The sequence below is a fragment of the Mariniphaga sediminis genome (assembly GCF_003573545.1).
Classification (GTDB): Bacteria; Bacteroidota; Bacteroidia; order Bacteroidales; family Prolixibacteraceae; genus Mariniphaga; species Mariniphaga sediminis.
This window is the reverse complement of the sequence record NZ_QWET01000015.1, coordinates 38,854-58,448: the sequence shown is the minus strand read 5'-3', so window position 1 is coordinate 58,448 and position 19,595 is coordinate 38,854. Positions and strand designations below refer to the sequence as shown.

General features: G+C 42.0%; 17 protein-coding genes. 11 read left to right on the top strand and 6 right to left on the bottom strand.

Going from position 1 to position 19,595, the window contains the following annotated elements; genetic code table 11:
* Nucleotides 1–17: 17 nt before the first annotated feature.
* The gene (locus tag D1164_RS17320) at nt 18–578 is read right to left on the bottom strand and encodes an RNA polymerase sigma factor (protein ID WP_119351156.1); all 561 of its coding nucleotides are present in this window, start codon (nt 576–578) and stop codon (nt 18–20) included.
* A 353-nt stretch (nt 579–931) separates the two neighbouring features.
* Between D1164_RS17320 and D1164_RS17315 the strand changes: the two genes are divergently transcribed.
* From D1164_RS17315 to D1164_RS17305, 3 genes are all read left to right on the top strand, one after another.
* A complete protein-coding gene (locus D1164_RS17315; RefSeq protein WP_119351155.1) occupies nt 932–2,176 on the top strand; it encodes a serpin family protein in 1,245 nt (414 codons plus the stop codon).
* Between the two features lie 69 nt (nt 2,177–2,245).
* Entirely contained in the window at nt 2,246–3,484 is a 1,239-nt protein-coding gene (locus tag D1164_RS17310) for a serpin family protein (protein WP_119351154.1), read from the top strand.
* A 75-nt stretch (nt 3,485–3,559) separates the two neighbouring features.
* Nucleotides 3,560–4,219 carry a NigD1/NigD2 family lipoprotein gene (locus D1164_RS17305; protein ID WP_119351153.1) on the top strand — a complete coding sequence of 220 codons (660 nt, stop codon included), beginning with the start codon at nt 3,560–3,562 and terminating at the stop codon, nt 4,217–4,219.
* Nucleotides 4,220–4,293: 74 nt separating this feature from the next.
* Here the strand turns inward: D1164_RS17305 and D1164_RS17300 are convergent, their stop codons facing one another.
* Nucleotides 4,294–5,148 (bottom strand): LytR/AlgR family response regulator transcription factor, encoded by an 855-nt coding sequence (locus tag D1164_RS17300; protein WP_119351152.1) that lies wholly within the window; start codon nt 5,146–5,148, stop codon nt 4,294–4,296.
* A gap of 199 nt (nt 5,149–5,347) precedes the next feature.
* On the opposite strand from D1164_RS17300, the gene D1164_RS17295 reads away from it, so the two are divergent.
* Entirely contained in the window at nt 5,348–6,505 is a 1,158-nt protein-coding gene (locus D1164_RS17295) for a DUF6051 family protein (protein WP_119351151.1), read from the top strand.
* A 58-nt stretch (nt 6,506–6,563) separates the two neighbouring features.
* Here the strand turns inward: D1164_RS17295 and D1164_RS17290 are convergent, their stop codons facing one another.
* The 4 genes from D1164_RS17290 to D1164_RS17275 form a co-directional block, all read right to left on the bottom strand.
* Nucleotides 6,564–8,225, bottom strand: a complete 1,662-nt coding sequence (locus D1164_RS17290) for a hypothetical protein (protein ID WP_119351150.1) — start codon at nt 8,223–8,225, stop codon at nt 6,564–6,566.
* Between the two features lie 305 nt (nt 8,226–8,530).
* Complete coding sequence (gene lpdA, locus D1164_RS17285; RefSeq protein WP_119351149.1) at nt 8,531–9,922, bottom strand: dihydrolipoyl dehydrogenase; 1,392 nt, start codon at nt 9,920–9,922, stop codon at nt 8,531–8,533.
* Between the two features lie 92 nt (nt 9,923–10,014).
* Nucleotides 10,015–11,124 (bottom strand): methylmalonyl Co-A mutase-associated GTPase MeaB, encoded by a 1,110-nt coding sequence (gene meaB, locus D1164_RS17280; RefSeq protein ID WP_119351148.1) that lies wholly within the window; start codon nt 11,122–11,124, stop codon nt 10,015–10,017.
* Between the two features lie 242 nt (nt 11,125–11,366).
* Nucleotides 11,367–12,449, bottom strand: a complete 1,083-nt coding sequence (locus D1164_RS17275) for a DUF1573 domain-containing protein (RefSeq protein ID WP_119351147.1) — start codon at nt 12,447–12,449, stop codon at nt 11,367–11,369.
* A 167-nt stretch (nt 12,450–12,616) separates the two neighbouring features.
* Here D1164_RS17275 and D1164_RS17270 point away from each other — a divergent pair, with 167 nt between their 5' ends.
* From D1164_RS17270 to dnaB, 7 genes are all read left to right on the top strand, one after another.
* Nucleotides 12,617–13,894, top strand: a complete 1,278-nt coding sequence (locus D1164_RS17270) for a sensor histidine kinase (RefSeq protein ID WP_119351146.1) — start codon at nt 12,617–12,619, stop codon at nt 13,892–13,894.
* Nucleotides 13,887–14,597 carry a response regulator transcription factor gene (locus D1164_RS17265; RefSeq protein ID WP_119351145.1) on the top strand — a complete coding sequence of 237 codons (711 nt, stop codon included), beginning with the start codon at nt 13,887–13,889 and terminating at the stop codon, nt 14,595–14,597. Before D1164_RS17270 ends, D1164_RS17265 begins: the two co-directional genes overlap by 8 nt.
* A gap of 105 nt (nt 14,598–14,702) precedes the next feature.
* Nucleotides 14,703–14,861: a 50S ribosomal protein L34 gene (rpmH, locus tag D1164_RS17260; RefSeq protein ID WP_073169160.1), complete on the top strand. Its 159-nt coding sequence runs from the start codon at nt 14,703–14,705 to the stop codon at nt 14,859–14,861.
* Between the two features lie 128 nt (nt 14,862–14,989).
* A complete protein-coding gene (locus D1164_RS17255) occupies nt 14,990–15,796 on the top strand; it encodes a PASTA domain-containing protein (protein WP_119351144.1) in 807 nt (268 codons plus the stop codon).
* Nucleotides 15,796–16,845, top strand: coding sequence for an RluA family pseudouridine synthase (locus D1164_RS17250; RefSeq protein ID WP_241558296.1), 1,050 nt, complete (start codon nt 15,796–15,798; stop codon nt 16,843–16,845). The genes D1164_RS17255 and D1164_RS17250 overlap by 1 nt, the downstream gene beginning before the upstream one ends.
* Nucleotides 16,838–17,824 (top strand): D-alanine--D-alanine ligase, encoded by a 987-nt coding sequence (locus D1164_RS17245; RefSeq protein ID WP_119351143.1) that lies wholly within the window; start codon nt 16,838–16,840, stop codon nt 17,822–17,824. Before D1164_RS17250 ends, D1164_RS17245 begins: the two co-directional genes overlap by 8 nt.
* A 210-nt stretch (nt 17,825–18,034) precedes the next feature.
* Nucleotides 18,035–19,591, top strand: a complete 1,557-nt coding sequence (dnaB, locus tag D1164_RS17240) for a replicative DNA helicase (protein WP_206611053.1) — start codon at nt 18,035–18,037, stop codon at nt 19,589–19,591.
* The last annotated feature ends 4 nt before the right edge of the window (nt 19,592–19,595 follow it).

The following is a 19,595-nucleotide window of genomic DNA, read 5'->3' as shown; positions in this document are numbered from 1 at the left end:
ATTTAAATTTTCTTTCATTATGCAGAATAATTTGCATTCGACTTAGCCCCATGATAAAGTTCCAATACTTTATGCTTTAAAATATCTCTTGCTCTCGCAAGGTTTGATTTCGATGTTCCCACCGAAATGTTCATCGCTTCACTTATTTCCTGGTGATTCATTCCTTCCATTACAAACAGGTTGAACACCATGCGGTAACGCGGGGGCAGTTGCTGAACCAGTTCCATCAATTCATCGGCCCCGATTTTCGCCAGGATATCATCCGAAAATTCTACGTCTTCAAATTGCGCCATATCTTCTACCGGCTGAAGTACATACTGCTTACGAAACTTTCCCAGCGAAACATTTACCATAATCCTCCTAATCCATCCTTCAAAAGAACCTTCGTGCCTGAAATTCTGAATATTCAAAAAAACCTTCACAAAACCATCCTGTAAACTATCTTCGGCTTCGGTCCGGTCTTTCGCATATCGCAAACAAACTCCGAACATTTTCGGTGCAAACATCCGGTAAAGTTTCTCCTGCGCACGCGCATTACCCGAGGCACATTCTTTTATAATGTCTTTTAAATCTTCCAAACCATTATGCAAATGTTTTCAAAAGTAAAGATACATTATTGTTCTGTTATCTTCGGTATATCCGTTACTTCCAAAACACACTTTGCGTTCATTCATTTTTGCTGCGAAAACATCAGATAGATGTGAGAACTCAGAAAAGGGTTGCGTGAAAAGCAAAAAAAATGAAAACCGAACGCAACCCTTTTATGCCAGATACCATCTTTGGTACTGTAACCATTTGTAAAATTCAAAAAATAGCGCAATGAAACGAGCCACAGGTAAAACACCCGTACGCAGAAAAGGGTAAAAAATAAACTCCCTTTCTGTGTGCGGGATTCGGCCAGAAATGTTTTACTTCAATAAAATACAGGAACATGAAACTAAAATCATTTTTTATCCTTTTGGCGGTACTGTTTATAGCTGGTTGCAGTTTGCCGGAGAACACCATCAGAAAGGATACAAAAACAATAAATATCACAAAACAAACAGCCCGCCTGATAGAAGCAGAAAATGATTTCGGGTTCGAACTTTTTCAACATGTTTTTTCTTCCGAAACAAGGTATGAAAACATCATGGTTTCACCGCTAAGTGTGAGCCTGGCCCTGGCAATGACTTACAACGGTGCTGATGGCGAGACCAAAGCGGCCATGGGAAAAGCCTTAAAAATACAGGGTTTGACTCCACAAGAAATCAATAATTCTTATTTCGACCTGATAAATTCACTCAAATCGCTCGACCCGAAAGTACTCCTTGAAATTGCTAATGCAATTTTTTACCGCGATGATTTTGAAGTAGAAAGCAAATTTATGTCAATCAACAAAACGTATTATGACTCCGAAATTTCTGCTCTCGATTTTGAAGCGCAACTGCAGGCTTTAAAAACGATTAACGGCTGGGTGACTGAAAAAACGCACGATAAAATACAATCCATTATCGACCGAATTTCGCCACAGCAGGTCATGTTCCTGGTAAATGCCATCTATTTCAAAGGAACCTGGCAAAAAGAATTTAACGAAGACCGGACAAAAAAACTTCCTTTTTACCTGGAGAATGGCGAATCTGTCAAGACAGAAACCATGCAAAGACTCGACACGTTGCCTTATATGTCGAACGACCTGTTCAGCGCCGTGAAACTTCCTTACGGAACAGAAAATTACAATATGTACATTTTCCTTCCTGAAAAAGGGAAAACGTTGCAGGAAATTGCCGGCAAATTAAACAAAGACAACTGGGAAACCTGGATGAAAAATTTCCAGCTGACCGAACGTGTGGACATTAAGTTTCCCCGCTTCAAATACAGCTATGATGTTAACCTGAACGATGCGCTGACAAAAATGGGGATGGGAATTGCCCTTTCCGGTGCAGCCGATTTTTCAGGCATCAATAAAAACAGGAATTTACACATCGACTTTGTAAAGCATAAGTCATTTATTGAGGTGAACGAAGAAGGGACCGAAGCTGCGGCTGTCACATCGGTGGGGGTCAGGATGGTATCTATTGGCAACAGCCCTAAAACAATACCTTTCCATGTCAACCGTCCGTTTTTTTATGCGATTACGGAAAAAAGCACTGATGCTGTTTTATTTATGGGTACGGTAAAAAATCCGCAATTGAATTAACTTTTAAGGCGGAAGTATCAAAAATATAAAGCACAAAATGAAAAAATTGAAAGGATAAAACATTGAGCTATGAAAACAATTATTCCCATGTTACTGGCTTTTCTTATGGTGTCAGTAAGTTCCTGTCAGAAAAATGATGTGGAACCGGAAAAACAAAAATTCATCCAACTGGATGAAAAGTCGGCTCAACTGGTAGAAGCCGACAATGCATTTGGCCTGGAGCTTTTTCAGAAAATAAGAGAAGAAAGCGATGAAGAAAACCTAATGGTTTCGCCACTGAGTGTATCCGTAGCACTGGCAATGGCATACAACGGTGCCGGAGGGGATACAAAAAAAGAAATGGAAGAAACACTGAAACTGAACGGGCTGACTCCCGAACAAATCAATGCCTCTTACCAAAGCCTGATTTCGGCGCTGCAATCGCTCGACAAAGACGTGGTGTTTGAAGTGGCCAATGCCATCTTTTATGCCGATGGTTTTTCGATCAAACAAAATTTCCTTGATATCAACAAGAATGTTTACTATGCGGAAGTGGAAAGTCTTAATTTCAGTTCGTCCGAAGCAGTGGGAACAATCAACAACTGGGTAGCTGAAAAAACGCACGACAAAATCAAAAGTATTATCGACCAGTTGAGTCCACTCGACCGGATGGTTTTACTAAACGCCATCTATTTTTACGGAACCTGGACGAACGAATTCGATGAAAACGGCACGCACAACCTCCCGTTTCACAAAACGGACGGCACTACCCTGGAAGTCCCTACAATGAGTAAATTTGAAAAATTACCCTACTTCTCCACTAACCTTTTCAAGGCCATTAAAATGCCTTACGGAAACGGGCAATACAACATGGTGGTGTTGCTTCCTGTTGATGGACAAAATTCACAGGATATTATTGAGGCGCTTTCAGTAAAAAACTGGAAAAACTGGCAAGCCAGCTTCAAAATGACTGACCGGGTGGAGATTACCATGCCCCGCTTTAAATACGCTTTTGAAACCAAACTAAAAAAGGTGTTGAGAATACTGGGAATGCAAAAAGCATTCGATGAAGGTCTGGCCAACTTTTCGGGCATTACCGATGAGGATTTATACATAAGCGAAGCCATACACAAATCGTATATCGATGTGAATGAAACCGGCACTGAGGCAGCCGCAGTAACCGGACTTGTTTTTACAACAACCGGTGTCGGGAATGAGCCACCCTCTGTCCCGTTTTATGTGGACAGGCCCTTTGTTTATGCAATCACGGAAAACGATACGGGCGCTATTCTGTTTATGGGTGAAGTGAACCACCCGGAATATGATTAGCGTACGCAAGTCTTTAATCATTGATTTTTTATTCGCTACAAAAGTATTGGCATAAAAACGTTCAAAAAAAAAGACATGAATACAAAATTTTTAATCGTCACAATATTTGCAGTCGTGGTCGCATTAACCGGCTGCAATGAAACAACCGAAACACCCCGCCAGGAAACCGGCATTGTAATGGATTATGCCGGAAGCAAACACTGCAGTTTTATCATCGAACTGGATAATGGAGAACAGATTCAACCGTTCCATTACCCAGATGAATTTACTTTTACTCAGGGACAACGGGTTTTGATACGATACGTTAAACTACCCAATATCATCCCGACCTGCGATCAGGGTGTAGCCTGCGATATCCTTCATGTAGAAGAAATTGATTGTGGTGCACCGCTCACCGACCTTTATTCGCATAATTCCGACAGCCTGGCCAACGATCCTGTTTACCTCCAGGAAGCTTTTATCGACGGCAACTGTTTAAACCTGAAGCTTTCTTTTAGCGGTGGTTGCCGTGAGCACACTGTCGATTTAGCACGAATACATTCGTTGGAGGAAAATAGCGATGACACCGTTGAATTGGAAATCCGGCACAACGCAAATGACGATCCCTGCGAAGCGTTCCTTACCAAAACCCTCAGTTTCGATTTGACGTCATTGAAAAATGATGGGATAACCCGGTTTTACCTGATGGCTAACTTGGGGGATGAAACCTATAAAAAGTTGTTTGAACTAAAATAAAATCTCCAAACCTCCAATTTTTGCTGCTACAGTTTAGTTCGCAAAGGCCGCTTGTCAATGGACGGGCGGCCTTTCTAATCTCCTGTTTTCACAAATTCATTCAACACACTTTGCGAAAAAGTTTTCGATACAGGAATTACTATTTCTGCAGGCGCATCAATTTCCAGTTTCAGCCCGTCTTTTTCTTTTCTGATTAGCATGACTCTGTCAAAATTGACAATAAAAGATCTGTGGCATCTAACAAACGAATAATCTGAAAGGTACTCCTCAAGGTTCTTTAAACTATTCCGGATTAAGTAATGTGCAATTTTTTGTTTGTTCAAATAATAAATGGCTACATAATTATCGGCTGCCTCCAGGTAAAAGATATCGGCCGGGATTATGGAAAAACGCATGACCTCCTTCTCGTCAAAAAAAGGAAGAAGTTTTTTGGACCGGGCAGAATTGTCTTCAGACAACAACTCAAGGTTTTCAAGTTTTTTGGTTTTATCCTGCCACGAAAAAAAGAGGGCAGTAATTAAATAGGGAATGGCAACAACCAGGAAAGTAATTTGCAGCGAATATTTAAAATCATCAACAAAATCATCTCCTTCCCGGAGCACAAACGTTTTTAACAGCGTATAAACCAATGCCATAATCACAATCTCCATAACTTCCCAAGACACATACTGCAAATAACTAAGCATACGCTTTCTACTTATTTTAAACATGAGTATGCGACTAAAAACCATTACCAGAATGCCGGTAAGTATCAGTCCGCTGGAATAAAGAAAGAGTTCAAGCTTGGTAACATTATACCAGGTATTTACCCCAAAGGGCGCATAAATATTTATAAATACCAGGGCAAAAGAAGCAGTAAAAATAATGCGATTAACAATATTTCGCTTCACAATCAAAAACCCAGGTATTTTTTTTTCCCAGAGAAGCATAGTTCAGAATTTATACAAAAATAAGTTTTAATCGAAAACGAACGTGCATTTTTTGTCAAACGCTCTTTATGAATTCACCCCACAATAACTAAAATCACCCCTTATTACCTTCTCTTGTCCCATATTTTCTGACACAATCCCAATATTTTGCGCAATGCAGAAGGCATCTCTAAATTCGTAAATAAAAAAAATGCAACCGATGAGTTATACATATCATCATCAAAAACTCGCCGGACTTTTTCCGTCGGCAGGGGAAGAAATCCAAATCCCGGAATCAAATACCAGGATCAGGAATATCCGGTTTGAATCACACTACCCGAGACAAAAACATCTACTGAAGACTGAAGATTCATCATTTTGTTTTGAGGATTCAAAAATTGAAGAAAACTGGTCATTTGATTACCCGGTTTTTGTTCCTGACGACAAAAAAAATAACCAGGCCATTATTCTTTTACATGGGTTGAATGAAAGAGACTGGACAAAATACCTCCCATGGGCCTACTTTTTGGCCGAAAAGACAAAGCGTACAGTCATCCTGTTTCCGCTGGCATTTCATATAAACCGCGGGAAAAAGGAATGGAGCGACCCACGAAGCATGCTAAACCTGGTAAAGTCCCGGAAAAGTGTCCATCAGGATATCATTCAGTTATCATTTGCCAATGCTGCCCTGAGCAACCGCCTGACAGAAGACCCCATGCGCTTTTACAGGGCGGGACTGCAAAGCGCAAGCGATTTATTGCAGCTACTGGACCAGATAAAAAAGGGGAATCATCCGCTGTTGTTAAAAAATGCACAGGTAAATTTTTTAGGATATTCCATTGGGGCCTTCCTGACTCAGATTTTGTTTATGGCAAACCCTGACAATATGTTAGCAAACTCAAAAGCGGTATTATTTTGCGGGGGAGCATCGTTTAACAAAATGAGCGGAACGTCAAAGCTAATTATGGATAATCTGGCCTATAAAAAATTAATTCATTTTTATCCCAACCAATTTGAGAGCCATTCAAACCAGAGCTCAAACCACAATCGTGTCAAGCGCCTGGAGCCCATCATTCAATCGTTCAAAGCCATGATTCCGCTTCCTTCATTCAGGCAGATAAAAGAGACAGCCATGGCTGGTCTTTCGAAAAAAATAACGGCCATTGGCCTTCTAAAAGATAAAGTAATTCCGATCCATGATATTCGGGAAACAATTAAGGACTCCCGGGGAAAGACATTCTTTACATTTCATTGGGCCGACTTCCCTTATGATTATTCCCATGAAAACCCATTTCCTGTATTTAAGACCAATCAAAAGTATGCGGTAGACAAAAGTTTTGATCGCATTTTCTCTGCCATTTCCCTTGCTATCAAATAAAATAAGAGGCTGTTTCATAAAAACAAAACAGTCTCTTATTTTATAAAAAATGTTTCAACTAAAATATACTGTAAGAAAGGCCAATGGCAAAATTCATTGTTGTTTTCCCCAGCGTTTCTTTGTACGGACCAATATCAGGGTCAGTAAAAGATACCGTTTGATCCTGGTAGTAAGTATTAGAGAAACCAGCATCAAACGTCAGCGCGTCATTAATTTTCCAGGCAATACCGGCTCCCCCGGTAACTGAAGGATTACTGTAACTGAAGTCGCTCTGGTAATTTTCGGCAATTCCCATATCTCCGTACATTCCGCCTAAACTGAATGCAAATTTTTCGGACACATTAAACTGAAGTCCCAGTGCGATTTCCATACCGTTTTTATCAATTTCGCGCGGGCGAACTTCATCATGGTCTGCCGCAATATCCCTGACATTTAAGCCCCAATTAACGCCTTTATTAAAATACAAATTGTACGACAACTGCGCTTCTACCAAACCAGCATTATACCCTACACCAGCGCCTAAAATTGCAGGAATATCGTTACGTGATTTAGCTTTGTCGGGGAACAGCCCCATGTCATCAACAGTAGTATTGTTTGTCAATTCCAGGGCTGTCTTCATTTCGTACTTTAAAGCAATATTTAAATTTTCAATGGGAGAAATGTTTACACCAATCATTGGAGTAAAACCGGCACCTGTTTGTTCGGTGTCTACCTCTTTATCACCCAACCGGTTTGCAGTACCCGCTAAAGTTTGTGAAACGGAAGACAACTGAGCTGCCTTTTGCTGGAATTCAGGACTCGCCTGGGTATATGCTCCATGAATCATCGTTAAATTCATCGCATCGATCTGCGGTTGAGACAACCCCATCATTTGGAGCCCTCCTTCAATTCCGGCCCTTTGTGTTGCGTCAATATATCCGTTCACCTGAAGCTGCTCCAACGTGTAATCGCCTGCACCATAATCTACAATAAGAGGATTAAGCGTTTGCGGCATGTTGGCAGCAGCAGTAGCCTGTGCCGCATACCCGCTAATGGTTTCAGAGGCGCCCGACAACCAGGAAGGTGCGGCATAGTATTGGTCGCCAACTTTCAACTCAATATTTTCGATAGTCCCCTGGTAGGTGTTACGTGAGGGTAAATATCTAAGACCTCCATATACGGAAAGCATATCGTTCACCTTGTAAGTTGCTCCCAACTGAATCCCCCAATACACAGAACTTCCATCAAATGAAAGATCGGCAGAATAGCCGGAAACATCCATTTCAGGATTAATTTGGGTTAAACCGGCAAGGCCCGGAACCACCTTTGTTATAGGGATTTCAAAAGATGGAAGCCCGGTATCGTAGGTAGCAGAACCACCGCCGGCGTTGGGACCAAACCCCAGAGAAAAAGCCCAGTTGTCCATTTTATAAACAGCAAAAGCTGTCGGAAAAACGGGAACCTTCACTTCTCCCTTGTAATACCCGTCATTTAACAACGGAAACTTACTGTCAACAGGTTTGTCCTGAAAAATAGTCTGGCTGTAAACGGCAAAATGCCAGCCATCCTCCATTTTAATAAGACCGGCCGGATTAAAATAAACGGCATCAATTTCAGTAGAAGCATTCCGCGACATCATACGGATAAACTGAGCACTTTGATTGGTATTTGTTAACAATCCACCGGCAAATACAAATTGTACAGGTATAAAAAATACCAGAATAAAGGTTAATCTTTTCATTTAACTGATTTTTGGTTTAAACATTCTTCCTCCGAATTCCCCCAATGCAGAGTAAAATCCTTCGGAAATACAGTTGATTTTGAAAAACAAATTTAGAATTAAATATCTATTCGCAAAACATTCCGGCTGGTTTTCAATCTCTTACAGAAAATTTGAACAAAACAATCATAAATTCGATTTTGCGCAAAAAAAAGAGGCTTTTGTCGTAATATTAAAATACAACTAAAGCCTCTTTACGTCTTTATTCTGTGATTTGTCAGATAAAAAGCTGACAAAAATATTTCAGGTATACTGCAAACGATTTGTTAAATATGAATTACTTCATCGTAAGCCGCCGCTGCAGCTTCCATCACTGCTTCGCTCATCGTTGGATGCGGATGGATGGTTTTAATCAATTCGTGCCCTGTAATTTCAAGTTTTTTGGCTACTACCAGTTCGGCAATCATTTCAGTAACATTTCCTCCTATCATGTGGGCCCCCAGCAGTTCACCGTATTTAGCATCGAAGATCAGTTTTATGAAGCCGTCCTTCTGACCGGCGGCACTTGCTTTTCCACTGGCCGAATAGGGAAATTTACCCACCTTCACTTCGTAGCCTGCTTCTTTGGCTTTCTCTTCAGTAAGACCTACCGAAGAAATTTCAGGATTTGTATAAGTACATCCGGGAATATTATTGTAATCAATTGGTTCGGGGTTCAACCCGGCAATTTTTTCCACACAGGTAATCCCCTCGGCAGAAGCGACATGCGCAAGAGCAGGTCCTGCCAAAATATCGCCGATAGCATAAACACCCTCCACATTGGTACGGTAAAACTCATCCACTTTCACCCGTCCTTTTTCAGTATTAATTCCCATTTCTTCCAACCCGATATTTTCGGTATTGGGGGTAATTCCTACAGCAGAAAGGACAATATCAGCTTCCACTGTTTCTTCGCCCTTTTTGGTTTTGATGGTTACTTTGCATTTTTTACCCGAAGTGTCCACTTTTTCAACAGACGAACTGGTCAGTACTTTCATTTTCATCTTTTTAAAAGAACGTTCCAGTTGTTTGGCTACTTCCTGATCTTCGTTGGGAACCAGGGTTGGCATAAATTCCACCAGGGTAACATTGGTTCCGATGGATTGATAGAAATAGGCAAATTCGCTGCCAATGGCGCCGGAACCAACCACCACCATACTTTCAGGCTGCTTATCCAAAGCCATTGCCTTCCGGTAACCAATAATTTTTTTACCGTCAATTGCCAGGTTGGGTAATTCGCGTGAACGGGCGCCGGTTGCCAGAATAATATGTTTGGCAGTATAATTTTTTTTCTTGCCAGAATCATCGGTCACTTCCACGGTATTTTTACCGGCAAGTTTTCCAAATCCGTCAATCGATGCAATTTTATTCTTTTTGAACAGGAACTGAACCCCTTTGCTCATTCCTCCCGCCACATCCCGGCTTCGTTTAACCATTCCGGGAAAATCAGCTTTTACATCTCCGCTGATTAAAACACCGTAATCGACCGCATGTTTGGCATACTCCAGGGCCTGTGCACTTTTTAGCAGCGATTTAGTGGGAATACATCCCCAATTCAGACAAATCCCGCCAATATTTTCTTTTTCAACTACAGCCACTTTCATTCCCAGTTGGGATGCCCTTATAGCAGCAACATATCCGCCGGGGCCACTCCCTATGACTAATACATCGTAATCCATACTATTTTTTTTATTGTTAATTTTAATCTATTACAACAGGTCTGTTCTTGAAATGTTTTTTCTAAGATAATCACACAAATTTAGTGAAACTTTTATTTTAGTTCCGAATATATTTCCAACAACTTCCCGGCAGCAACAAAAGAACTTATTTTGCTCTGAAGCACCTGCTCTTCAAGTTCCCTGATTTTGTCTTTCATACCGGGATGTTGGTAAAACGCACGTTTTATCTGATCCTGAATGGTTTCATGCATCCAGAAAATGGACTGTGAATTTCGTTTTTGCAAAAAATAACCATTCTCCATTGTTTGCTTTTTATACGCCTCAATTTGTTCCCACACTTCGGCCACTCCTGTTTTAGTAAGCGCCGAACAGGTATGTACCTGCGGCTCCCATCCTGAATCCTTCACGGGAAAAAGATGCAGTGCGTTTAGATACTGGCGTTTAGCCATTTGTGCCTTCTCCAGGTTATTCCCGTCAGCTTTATTAATGGCTATCAGGTCAGCCATTTCCATAATACCACGTTTAATTCCCTGCAACTCATCGCCTGCACCGGCAAGCATCAACAGCAGGAAAAAGTCAGACATGGAATGCACAGCTGTTTCGCTCTGCCCTACTCCCACTGTTTCGATAAACACATGGTCGAACCCGGCAGCTTCGCACAATACAATGGTTTCGCGGGTTTTACGGGCCACCCCTCCCAGAGAGCCGGCAGAAGGACTGGGCCTGATATAGGCATTTTTATCGCCGGCAAGTTCTTCCATACGCGTTTTATCCCCCAGAATACTTCCTCCGGACCGTTCACTGCTGGGGTCAATGGCCAGCACGGCAAGCTTTCCGCCACGCCCGGTAATGTAGCTTCCCAGCGCCTCTATAAACGTACTTTTACCCACTCCCGGAACTCCGGTAATACCGATACGTAGAGATTTCCCGCTATGTGGCAAACACTGCACGATTATCTCTTGTGCCACCTGCTGATGTTCAGGTTTTGAACTCTCAACCAGCGTAACAGCTTTACTCAACAAGGTAATATTACCCGCCAGAATACCATTCACATAGTCTTCCACAGGCAGCAACTTTCGTTTCTTCTGCAAAAAGCGCCGGACTGAATGGTCGTCAACAGAACCGGGGTGTTCCACTCCTTCATTCACCAACAGTCCTTTAAACTCCGGACTGTTTTCTATATGTTTTTTCTGTTCTGACATTTTTATGTGTTTCTAATTTCCAATGGTAAAACAACCTGTCCGCCTGGAACAGCCGGATAGGGCACCCTCATGAAGTTTGCAATCATGCTCCTATGAGAATATATTTCATTCATGGTTGTTTTACAGAATAAGCGTTCTGCAAAAATACCATATTTATTTTGTATCGGAGCAAAAAAAGAGTGCCGCAAGTCTGAACTTGCGACACTCTTTACATTATTGACATTCTATAAACTTTTCTAACCTCAGGTAGTAATATTACACGAAATCCGCAACATGCTGGTAGGCGTTTTTGGATCGTTTGTAATTACTGTAATCGACTTACTCTGACGTCCGCGTTTTCCCCGTGAATCAAATGTAACTTTTATTGGTGCTGACTCACCCGGTGCAATCACTTTTTTTGCAGGGGCAACAGCTGTACACCCACACGACGAACGTACATTACGGATAATCAGTTCTGACTTACCATCGTTGGTGAGCATGAAAGTATGATCCTTTTTATCTCCCTGCTTCATTTCGCCAAAATCATGCGTTGTTTCAGAAAAAGTAGCAACGGGTGCTTTAGCCAGCTCTTCAGGAGTCAGACTACCAAAATCTTCTTCTATGGTAGCGCTAACACCAACCGATGCCCTGTAGTCATTACTACCATCTATCGACAAGTAAAGACGATGTGAGGCAAAACCATATGTATTGGCTTCTTTGGCATTGTAAGTTACAATCAGTTTCCCTTTCCCATTCACCGGAATGGTGGCAGGCTCTACCTTTACTGTAATGTGATCCGGAACAGTCCGGAATCCAACTTTTATTGGTTTATCCGTATCATTAACCAATTCCAAATCCTGTGTTTTTGTTTCATTTTCTTTCATTCTGGAAAATGAAATGTGATTGGTTTTTACCCTGAGAGCCCCAATCTTCCTTGGATACATCTCGGCAAGGGTTTTTTCCCGTTCCTCTACTTTCCCGGTAATTCGCAAAACCGTAGTACCGTTTTCGGCATTGGAGTTCACCATTACTGTTTTATTAAATGAGCCCGGCCTGTTTTTAGGATTATAACTTACCTGAATTTCACCGGTACTGTTAGGAGCAATTGGCTCACGAGTCCATTTTGGCGTAGTACATCCGCAAGATGCCCTTACATTGCTCAGGATCAAAGGAACCGACCCTTCATTAGCAAATTTAAAAGTAGTGGTTTGAACCCCATCCGATTCCTTAAAAGTACCAAAATCATGTTCGAGGTTTTCAAAGACAATTTGCGGTTTTTGTGCCAGTGCAATGAAAGCGATCATGGCAAAACCAAACATAAGAGATAAACGTAATAATTGTTTCATTTGTGAAGTATTTTAATTTTTTGGATTTATTCATTTACTTTTGTGAAGCAAAGTTAAAGATGGTTCTTATTTGCGATGTTAATCAGGCGTAATATTTTGTTAACGAAGTGTTAATAATCCAGGGAGATAAAAAATTCACCGGCAACTGACCATCGAACAGGATACCTATGAAGGGAAAAACTTTAACATACATTATAATTCTTGCTACCATTACTGTGGCAGGAGCCTTGTCGCTCCAGTTCTTTTTCCTTCGCAGTTCTTACAATTATTCAGAAGAACAATTCAGGGAGAGTGCTGCTGTAGCTTTAAAAGAAGTAGCCTGGCAGCTTTTGGTTGCCAGTGGGAATACGGCAAACTTTGACAGCATTACTCCCGTTGAAATTATTTCAGACAGCTACTATTTGGTTACGGTGGATGCGCAGATCGATTTTGAACTACTCAAGCTTCACCTGCTGGAAGAGCTAAAAAAACATCAAATTTATACTGATTTTGAGTTTGCCATCAACAATCCTTCTTCCGCAAATCTGGAACAGAAAACGTTTATATCGGCAAGGGGAGAAGAAAATCCTTCAACATACAACTTTCTGACCGGAAAAGATGCCAGTGCTTACTATTTTGCCGTCCATTTCCCCGATCGGGCTCCCTATTTCCAGGCACGACTGTCAATATGGTACCTCTTCACGGGTTTATTGCTGGTTGTTATTCTGTTTTTTGGCTACACCCTTTCGGTTATCATTCGCCAACGGCAGCTCTCACAAATCCAGAAAGATTTTATAAACAACCTGACCCACGAATTGAAAACCCCGATTTCTTCCATCGCGCTTTCTGCAAAAGTTATTGCTGACGAAAAAATACTGGAAAATCCCAAACGGTTGTTTGAGTATGCACGGATAATACAAGAACAAAATCATCGCCTGTCGAAAAACGTGGAAAAAGTATTGAACCTGGCTTCGCTTGAAAAAAACAAAGTACACCTAAACAAAGAAAAAATTGACCTTCAAAAATTCCTGAAAGAGGTAACCGAATATTTCAGCCAATCCGACTCCGGGAGCAAGGCCGACATTAAACTAAACCTGGAAAAAGCAACAATGATTATTGTTGCAGACAAATTTCATTTCACCAATCTTGTTTTAAATATACTTGAAAACGGTGCAAAATATTGCGAAAAAAAGCCCCGGTTGATAATCGATGCCTACTCCTCCAAAAATTATCTGTCTATCCGGTTTACCGACAACGGTATTGGCATCTCAAAAAAATACCGGAGAAAGATTTTCAAACGTTTTTTCCGGATTCCAACGGGCAATGTTCATAATGTGAAAGGTTTCGGGTTGGGCCTTGATTATGTGCGAAAAATTGTAAAAGCCCATAAATGGGAAATTAAAGTGGACAATAATCCGTCGGGAGGCAGTATATTTACACTCTTAATACCACAGAAAAATGGATGAGGCATTAAAACTTTTACTGGTTGAAGACGACGATGCCCTAAGGTTTATCGTAAAAGACAATCTGGAACAAAACGGCTACCAGGTAGATGTGGCTGAAAACGGGCAGGAAGCCATCGAGTCATTTGAAAAAAACAAATATCATCTTATCATACTCGATGTAATGCTTCCCAAGGTGGATGGTTTTAAAGTAGCCGAACACATCCGGAAAACCAATGACAATGTGCCCATCATTTTCCTCACGGCCCGTTCAATGACCGAGGATAAAATAACAGGTCTCACTATTGGCGGCGACGATTATATTCCCAAACCTTTCAGCATGGAGGAATTGCTCCTGAAAATCAAAATATTTTTGAAGCGCAGCAATAATATTGCGGGACAAAAACCGGAAAAAAGCCAATCAAAAAAAATAGGCCGTTTTGTTTTTCTACCAGACGAGCTGATCCTTTCGCTTGACGGTGAGGCGCGTAAACTCACCATGAAAGAAATGGAACTGATTAAATACTTTTCTGAAAACACCAACAAAGTACTAAACAGAAACGAAATTCTGGAGCGGGTATGGGGCTCGAATGATTATTTCCTGGGAAGGAGCCTCGATGTTTTTATTTCCCGTCTCCGTAAATATTTTCAACCCGACCCCAACATCAAAATCGTAAATCTGCATGGTATCGGGTTCCGCTTTTCAGTAAAAAAAGAAGAAAATTAGCAAACAATTCGAAAGAAAAACGGTAACTGTTTGGCGGAATTAAAAAAACAGCTATTTTTGCAGTCCGAAAATTAAGACAGGTATAAAAAGCAAAAACTATAAGTGATGAAAAGGACATTTCAGCCATCGAACAGAAAAAGAAGAAACAAACACGGTTTCAGGGAAAGAATGTCGAGTGCCAACGGCAGGAAAGTATTAAAATCCCGCCGGGCTAAAGGCCGCAAGAGACTGACCGTTTCAGACGAACCAAGGCATAAAAGATAATTAATACCTTATACTAACAGGACCGAAAAGGTAAAGGATCTCGATTCTTTACCTTTTCGTGTTTCTATGAACCTTGTCTTATTTTTTCCCCTATTTTTGTTCCATTAATTACATGTAACCAAAAAAGCATGAGTTCATCCAGGTTTCTTACCAGCCGGACATTTTTAATCCAGTTGATTTTAGCCATTCTTGTTCTGGCAGTTATTCTCTTCATTGCCATGAAGGGATTGGAAAAATACACCCGGCACGGACAGTCGAATCCTGTTCCCGATTTCACAGGGATGAAACCTTCTGAAGTGGTTGGGGTAGCCGGAAAACACGACTTAAAAGTTGAAGTTGTTGATTCCCTTTTTATGGATGATGCCGCCCCCGGTGTGGTGGTGGATCAGATTCCAAGGCCAGGGCACGGTGTTAAAAAAAAGCGTACCATTTTCCTTACCATAAATTCTGTCAGGCCTGAAATGGTAACACTCCCCCAGCTAACAGATATTTCCTTCCGGCAGGCACAGGTGCTGGTTGAAAATTCAGGCCTTCAAATCGGCAATATTTCTTACAGACCATCAGAATACGACAACCTTGTATTAAGCGTTCAAATTGACTCCATTGATATTTTGCCCGGGAAACAACTTCCAAAAGGCACTTCTATTGACCTGGTAGTTGGAAGCAAGCGAGGCAACCAAACCACCTCCCTTCCCAACTTAAAAGGATTTACTATTGAAGAGGCTCAGGTTACATTGACCAGTGCGATGCTTAATACCGGTGTTGTCATTTACGACGAATCAGTAATCTCAAAAGATGATTCGCTGAATGCCCGGATTTGGCGGCAAAGGCCCGATCCCAAAGCTACATCCGGCATACCTCTTGGCGCATCAATAGATTTGTGGGCAACTGTGGATCAACTCAAATTGGAAAACACTCCCACCCAAGAATTTTAATGATGAAAATAGTCGATTATCCGTTTGAATACGAAGAGCAGGAAGAAGAAGGGATGTATGAACATTACCGGTTAACGGTAGATCCGGGTCAATCGGTGATGCGCATCGACAAATACCTTTCCAACCGTATAGACAATGCTTCCCGGAGCCGTATTCAGGCGGCTGCCGAAGCAGGAAATATTCTGGTGAATGAAACGCCGGTAAAAGCCAGCTATAAAATAAAACCCAACGACGAAATCCGTATTGTGATGGATTACCCCCGTCGGGAGCTAAAAATTATTCCGGAAAATATTCCGCTGGATATTGTATTTGAAGACGATCAACTGATTGTGCTAAACAAACCTGCGGGGCTGGTAGTCCACCCGGGACATGGGAACTATTCAGGCACCCTGGTAAATGCCCTGGCATGGTATTACAAAGACCTGCCCCTTTTTAACAGTGAAGATCCGAGACCCGGACTGGTACACCGCATCGATAAAGACACTTCCGGATTAATGGTAGTGGCAAAAACCGAACTGGCAAAAAATAAACTGGCGCTCCAGTTTTTTAATAAAACCACCGAAAGACGTTACCAGGCAATGGTTTGGGGAACTCCAAAGGAAAACGAGGGAATCATTTCCGGGAATATCGGCCGTAGCCTGAAAAACCGGCAGGTTTTTACTGTTTTTCCGGAGGAAGATTATGGCAAACCCGCAGTCACACATTATTCTGTACTGAAAAGCATTGGCTACGTTAGCCTTGTGGAATGCAGACTGGAAACCGGAAGGACGCACCAGATAAGGGTACACATGAAATACATCAACCACCCGTTATTTAACGATTCCACTTACGGGGGCGATAAAATTTTACGTGGAACAACTTTCACCAAATACAAACAGTTTGTACAAAATTGTTTTAAATTGCTGCCCCGTCAGGCGCTTCATGCAAAGACGCTGGGATTTGTTCATCCTGTAACAGGGGAAAAAATGCTATTCGACTCGGCGCTGCCGGAAGACATGGCAACCGTTATTGAAAAATGGGAAAATTATATAGCAAGCAGATATGAATAGAAAACCGAACATAGCAGTAATTACCGGTGGCGACTCTTCGGAGTTTGTAGTGTCAGTAAAAAGTGGCGCCAATATTTTTGCCGCAATAGACAAGGAAAAATTTACTCCCTGGCTGGTCCAGATGCGCGGGAACGACTGGGACGTCATCCAGGATGAAAGCAAAATAGCTGCCATTGATAAATCTGATTTCAGCTTCAGCTTAAACGGGGAAAAAATAAAGTTTGATTTTGCTTACATTACCATTCATGGCACACCAGGCGAAGATGGTATACTACAGGGATATCTTGAGTTGCTTGCCATACCTTACTCCACCTGTAATGTCCACTCGTCATCACTCACTTTCAATAAGTGGTTCTGCAACAATTATCTAAAAACATTTGGCATAAAAATGGCCCGCTCCCTTCATCTCCGGAAAGGTCAAAATATAAAAAGTGAAGATATAGTAAAAGAGCTGGGGTTACCCATTTTTGTGAAGCCCAATGCGGGAGGTTCGAGTTTTGGGGTTACCAAAGTTAAAAATGAAAATGAGTTGGTTCCTGCCATTGAAAAAGCATGGGAAGAAAGCTCTGATGTTCTGGTAGAAGAATTTATCGACGGGTCTGAATTTACATGCGGCCTCGTAAAGCTGCAAGATGAAAAAATTATTTTCCCGGTAACAGAAGTTATTCCCAAAAATGAATTTTTCGATTTTGAAGCGAAATATACACCGGGAGCAACCGACGAAATAACGCCTGCCCGCCTTCCGGAAGACCTGTTCGGAAAATGCCAGCAACTGAGCTCCCGGATTTATGATCTCTGCCAATGCTCCGGGATTGTGAGGGTCGACTTCATTTTAAAAGAAAAGGAGTTCTATTTTCTCGAAGTGAACACAACACCGGGCATGACGGCAACAAGCTTTATACCTCAGCAAATTAAAGCCATGGGCCATACCCTCACCGGAATTATTTCGCGGGTGATTGAAGAGGGCCTGCAGGAATAATAACTTTACCACAAACTAAACAAAAATGGGCTAAAAGGCTGAATTACACTGGTAACAAAGGAAATACAAGGCTTGGGTTTTCACCAATAAACATTTGTGAATAAGATTGGTTAACAACTAAACGGCTCAAAATTTGCCCTGCCCAACCCTTATTTTGTAATTTAGATGCTTTAATTTTTTGTTCTATTTCAAAATAACCAACGGATAAAAATGGCTGTTGATAAAAAAAAGAAAAATCCCAATCAAACCCGACGTCAAACGGGAATGACCATTGACGAAATAAACGCACAATACGGAAAACTGCCCCCACAGGCAGTAGAGGTGGAAGAAGCTGTTTTGGGGGCGTTGATGCTCGAACGCGATGCTTATGTGACAGTAGCCGACATAATCGACACTTCCAGTTTCTACAAGGAAGAACACCAAAAAATTTTTGAAGCAATTAAGGAACTCTCCTCTAACGAAAAACCCGTTGACCTGCTCATGGTGACCCAGGAATTGAAAGACAGGGAACAACTGGACATAGTGGGAGGCCCCGGTTACATCACTCAACTTACGAGAAGAGTGGCTTCGGCTGCCCACCTCGAATTTCACGCCCGTATTATTGCCCAGAAATTTATTCAAAGGGAACTTATTCGGGTTTCTTCAGAAATCCAGGCAAAATCGTATGACGATACATTAGATGTTGACGACCTCATTGACTTCTCCGAATCCTCACTTTTCCAGGTAGCAGAACGAAATATCAAAAAAGAGACAGTTCCCATTAAACCGGTGTTAAATGAGGCCATCCTCCAGATTGAAAAAGCACGTCAACAAAAAGACGGTCTCAGCGGGGTACCTTCGGGTTTTACGGCCATTGACCGTATTACTTCCGGATGGCAGCGAACCGACCTCGTAATTATTGCGGCGCGCCCTTCGATGGGGAAAACGGCTTTTGTACTGAGTATGGCCCGCAACATGGCTGTTGAACACAACCGCGCGACAGCTATTTTCTCTTTGGAAATGTCATCCATTCAGCTTGTGAACCGCCTCATAGCTGCCGAAACTGAGCTGGGAAACGATAAGTTAAAAACGGGCCGGCTCGAAAACTATGAATGGGAACACCTGAACCGGAAAATTTCATCTCTGGAAAAAGCACCTATCTTTATTGATGACACCCCGGCACTATCCATTTTTGAGTTTCGGGCCAAATGCCGCCGCCTGAAAATGCAACACGATATTCAAGTGGTTATCGTGGATTACCTGCAGTTGATGACTGCCGGTTCCGACAACCGGGGCAGCCGCGAACAGGAAGTAAGTACAATCTCACGGTCGCTTAAAGCCATTGCCAAAGAACTTAACATCCCCATTCTTGCACTTTCTCAGTTGAACCGATCTGTTGAATCACGCGAGGGGAAGCGCCCGCAGCTTTCCGACCTGCGCGAATCAGGAGCCATTGAACAGGACGCCGATATTGTAACATTTATTCACCGCCCCGAATATTTCGGAATTACAGAAGATGATTCCGGAAACTCGTTACTTGGGGTAGCTGAGATTATCATTGCCAAGCACCGGAATGGCGCCACAGGCGACGTACATTTGGCGTTTAAAAAAGAATTGGCCAAATTTAGCGACATGGAAACGAACTTTTCCGAAGGCTTCAATGCTCAAACTTTCAGCTCCAAAATGAACGAGGATGATGATGCGGAAGAGTATGCAGCAAGTTCGGGCATTTCCACCAATACAGGTTTTGATAAACCCAACAGGGCAGGCAACGATGTGCCTTTCTGATAAC